Raw genomic sequence first — 4,348 nt, 5'->3', positions numbered from 1 at the left:
CTGTTCGTCTGCATCGTCTGTACGGGAAAAACGGGCGGCCATCGTGTTATGCGAGTGCACGTCCATGACGTGCAGGTACCGTTCTGGGTCCGGCTGCTGCGAAAGGTCTGTCTCCACGCTGGCCTTGTCAATGCGCTGCGGCGGGACGTGCAGGACGTATTGGCGTCCCTGCCGGTCCCACAGTACGTTGACCAGCGCCTCTACATCCCTGCCGTAGTCCACGCACACGCGCCGGAAAAATGCGATGATCTGCGCGAGCAGAGCCGCCGGGAGCCGAGGCAGGCTCATATGGAAGCCTGACCGGACGCCCTCCAGCTCCGCAATATGCTGGGACGGCGCGATAAATGTGCCGATCTCGTTGCGGCGCATTTCGTATACCCTGCCGTCCTGCGCGGGGATGTATGCGATAGCTTTATCCGACTGCTCCGCCTGTTCTGTGCTGCAGAACAGCCCTTTGTAGCCTGGGAACCGCAGCACGCCCTTTTTCTGGGCCGTGACCGTAGGCTTGACGGTACATACCGGATCCTTGTCCTTTTCCTTCAGCTTCTTCAGTGCGTCCTTGAATTTCCTGCCCTTCTCGATTTTGGCCTTTGTCTCGAAGATACTCGCGTCCGCACTGGATACCCGCTCCGTGATACCGGCGTAGCCCACAGTCCAGGACACATGGCTGCGCGCTTCGAGCTCAGGGCAGTCCGCGGACATTTTGACGCGGAGCTGTTCAAAGGTCATGGCGGGGTCTGTGATATCTTCCCGGATAGAGCCGTACTCGAATACAGGGGTTGCGTTGGCCAGCCGTGCGAGGCGGGCCTCCGCATCGTCCTCCGCGACCGCGCCGAACAGGTCTATGACCTGGCCGGCCGCGGGCTGCGGGACGGGCGCTGCTGCAGGTTGCTGTGCTGGTGCAGCGGTGACTGCCTGCGTTACGGGGCCTGCTGTTTGTTGTGTGGGCGCCTGAGGCTGGCTTACCGCTTGCTGTATTGGCTGCGGTGCGGGGAGGGGGCCGTCCTGCGGCGTCTGCTGCAGGACGGGCTGCCCTGCACTGTACGGTACAGTCTGGGGCGGCTGCATCTGTGGCTGGATCTGTTCCACCTGCTGGGGTATGGCCTGCGGCTGCGCTTCCGGAGCTGCGGCCGGCTGGCTTCCGACAGGCGCCGGCTGGGGCTGCATTACCTGCGCTGATGCGGGTATCTGGTCCCCAAGGTCTACCGGCGGGAGTGCGGAACCAAAAAGCTCCTCCAGGCTATTTCCGGTCCCAAGATCCATTCCGTTCATGCTGCTGTTCTGTTCACTCATAGTTTTTTTCCTCCAGTCTTTGTTTTTGCGCAAAAAAAGACCATACAGCATCCGATAGTGGATTTCTGTATGGTCTGGTCAGGTGATGAATCAAGTACGGAGCTGGTGTGCGGTCCAGACAGGCAGACTGCCTCCTGGGCGGGTTACTCTGACACGAATTACTCTGACCTGATTTCTCCTTTAATATAACACGGTTTACCTGCTTCGGAAAGATGAAATGTTTTTATCTTTATTCTTTATTAAGGTAAGGATGTGTCGGCAGATATCAATGTAATAGAGACATTACAGGTACTAAAAGCTGAAAGGATAAAATTTTTATAACACTCGTATATAAACACAACAATCCAGATCTTTCGTGAAGAACTACAGCCGTTTCATAAAGAGATTTGCGAGTCAGCCTCGTATGTATTGGGCTGTTGGAAAGCGACCCTGCGGCGGCACAGGGCTATTACCCCCAGACCGTTCAAACCAATGTCATACCCTTGTAGCATTTTGGATAAAATGATTAGCTATTACTTTATATTTGACAAACACACCACCGACACCTGCAAAAACAATAAAAACCGCCATCCTGCTAATGCCATTCAGCATTAACAGAACGATGTCTGCATTACCATATCTCCCCTCAATCTTTTCGCGCAGCCACTGCTGGTCGTCGCAGTGTTCCGTGATCTACACGTTCGCACATATCCCTAAGGTAAGCGTAGGACGGTCCTGCCATTGGCTATATTTGTTTGTATTTCATTATGTAGCCCCTTCTTGTACGATTATTGACAGGAGTCACTATTTATCAATAGTGACTCCTGTCCCGTTCTCAGCATATTTCCCAATCGCATTTAATATTGTCACTGTTTCTTTGTCATTCGTATAGCATCGTTCGCATCGAGTAAAGTTACAAGTGCGTATCCAGCTAAGAGTAATAAAATAAATTCCTCAGGTATAAGACCGCCTTTTTTCTCCTTAACGAACACAAAAAAACCAATTGCAATGCATACAAGCACACGTCGCATATAAAAATTCTTTTTTAATTTGACACTCAACTTGAAGTGGTTATTTAGCACATATGCAAAGTAAAATAAAGCAATAAAAAGTGGAACTGTGAGCCAAATAACATACTCGGGAATTGCTGGAACGCTAAATAAATTGAAAACACCGATAAGAAACGAAACTACCGATAGCGGGATTATTGCATAGTATATTAGAATGTTCTCTTTCATAATAATGATTATGCCGCTTCAAATGATACATCATATGCACTACTATAATTGAGTTCTGCATATGGATAGGTATGCCACCCAGCTATTACAGTAGATGTTCCTCCCGAAATCGAGTCGTAAATAACAGAGCATTTTCCGTATCCTCCTGCATCTTCAATATCTTTTCGCGCATAAGCATCTAGATACGCCTGAGCTATGCCCGCAGATAGCAGGAGTTTAGAAAATATGTATTCTGGAACAACTCCTAAAACCGCAAGTACAACACTTTTTATGGTTCCAAACTCTCCAGCCATCAACTTTAGTGTATCTTCTTTATCGCAAAAAGTAACTACATTTTGTACATATCCTTCATCAAGTTGATATTTAAGATCGTACTGATATGAAAGAACTCCACCACTAGGTGCATACCAACGCTGAGCCTGCGAAGCATATATGGACGACTCTTCAGGAATGAGCGCTGCAATATGAAATTCATAATGTCCTAATGCATTCTGTGCCTTCAATTGATTGTAAACAGACTCTTTTAATTCTGCATACGGATCAATACTTTCATTCGCGGCAAAGGCGAATGGCATCGATAACAGAGATAAAGAAAAGCAGAGCAAAATTGATATGAACTTTTTCATAATTATGCCTCCTCTTATTAATATTCATAACTTTTAATTTATCTGTAGATAAACAGGTCATAAGTTCCCCAAAACATTGGTATCACAACCTTTCGCTATACAAAATAAGCAAAAAATTTACAGGAAATGGTTTTTCTATAGATAGAATAGCATTTGCTGGATATTGTGTCAATAGAAGGCTGCAATCACTTCTTTTTTTGTGTATTTGTCATAATATCCAGGCTGTAACCTTATTTTTAAATTCTACTTTACATTTTCGTTCTCCCCCATAGATTTTACGCTATAAATACCACCTGCAATGATTTTTCCATCACGAGACATTAATAACTGGCTTTATTCGTCACACCGTCTTATTTCGCCGCAAACAGATTAGGTATGTTTTGCTGCCTTTTAATTATTGGGGACGAAAATAGTTATTCCAACGTGGCGGCAGGATGATAAACCCTATATTCTGTTTTCAACAGAACAATCTTCAAAAAAGCTTGTTCATACATAAAACACAGTTGCCCCGCACTTCTTCCCTGTTCTGTTCGGCCGAAAGACCGTAGAGTTTCTTCCTGATCAGACACACTTGTTTCATGAGCCAATCCAGTTTCTGATTCAACTCATCCCTTTCAGTCTTCAGACTCTCGTGTTCCGCGTGGGAAATGGTTACCATTTCTGTGTTGCTTGTAGTGGCGCTTTCTTTATAATCCCGATAAGCAGTATCTTAAAATATATAGACGAGTCTTTTTTGTTTTTGATGCATCTTTTTCGAGATATGCTGCAATTAATTTATTTTTATCTTATCGGTACCGATTCAACATTGCAATCGCCTACAGAGAAGATAAAAACATTTCATCTTTCCAGAGTAGGTAAACCGTGTTATATTAAAGGAGAAATCAGGTCAGAGTAATTCGTGTCAGAGTAACCCGCCCAGGAGGCAGTCTGCCTGTCTGGACCGCACACCAGCTCCGTACTTGATTCATCACCTGACTAGACCATACAGAAATCCACTATCGGATGCTGTATGGTCTTTTTTTGCGCAAAAGAGAAAGGAAGATCAATATGCAATGACAGAAAAGCTGATGAAAGCCATCTACAGTGACCCAGCCCAGACAATCACCCTTACAGCCTGGGCGGATACCGTTGCCGTGGACCCGCGGGACAATTTGCTCATCGCGGTCCGGCTGGGCGGTTATCCGGAAGTGACAGCCGGCCTTGTCAACGCGG

General features: G+C 46.6%; 2 protein-coding genes and 1 pseudogene. All 3 read right to left on the bottom strand.

Features of this window, described 5'->3' with window-relative positions:
- A pseudogene (locus OCV66_RS15335) lies at positions 1 to 1,293 on the bottom strand (Mov34/MPN/PAD-1 family protein); the annotation flags it as partial.
- 845 nt (positions 1,294 to 2,138) lie between these two features.
- Positions 2,139 to 2,510, bottom strand: a complete 372-nt coding sequence (locus tag OCV66_RS15330; protein ID WP_147574645.1) for a hypothetical protein — start codon at positions 2,508 to 2,510, stop codon at positions 2,139 to 2,141.
- 8 nt (positions 2,511 to 2,518) lie between these two features.
- Positions 2,519 to 3,136, bottom strand: a complete 618-nt coding sequence (locus tag OCV66_RS15325; RefSeq protein ID WP_147574644.1) for a hypothetical protein — start codon at positions 3,134 to 3,136, stop codon at positions 2,519 to 2,521.
- Positions 3,137 to 4,348: the final 1,212 nt, after the last annotated feature.

Source organism: Agathobaculum ammoniilyticum (assembly GCF_025567315.1).
Taxonomy (GTDB): Bacteria; Bacillota; Clostridia; order Oscillospirales; family Butyricicoccaceae; genus Agathobaculum; species Agathobaculum ammoniilyticum.
This window is presented reverse-complemented; position numbering and strand designations above follow the sequence as displayed.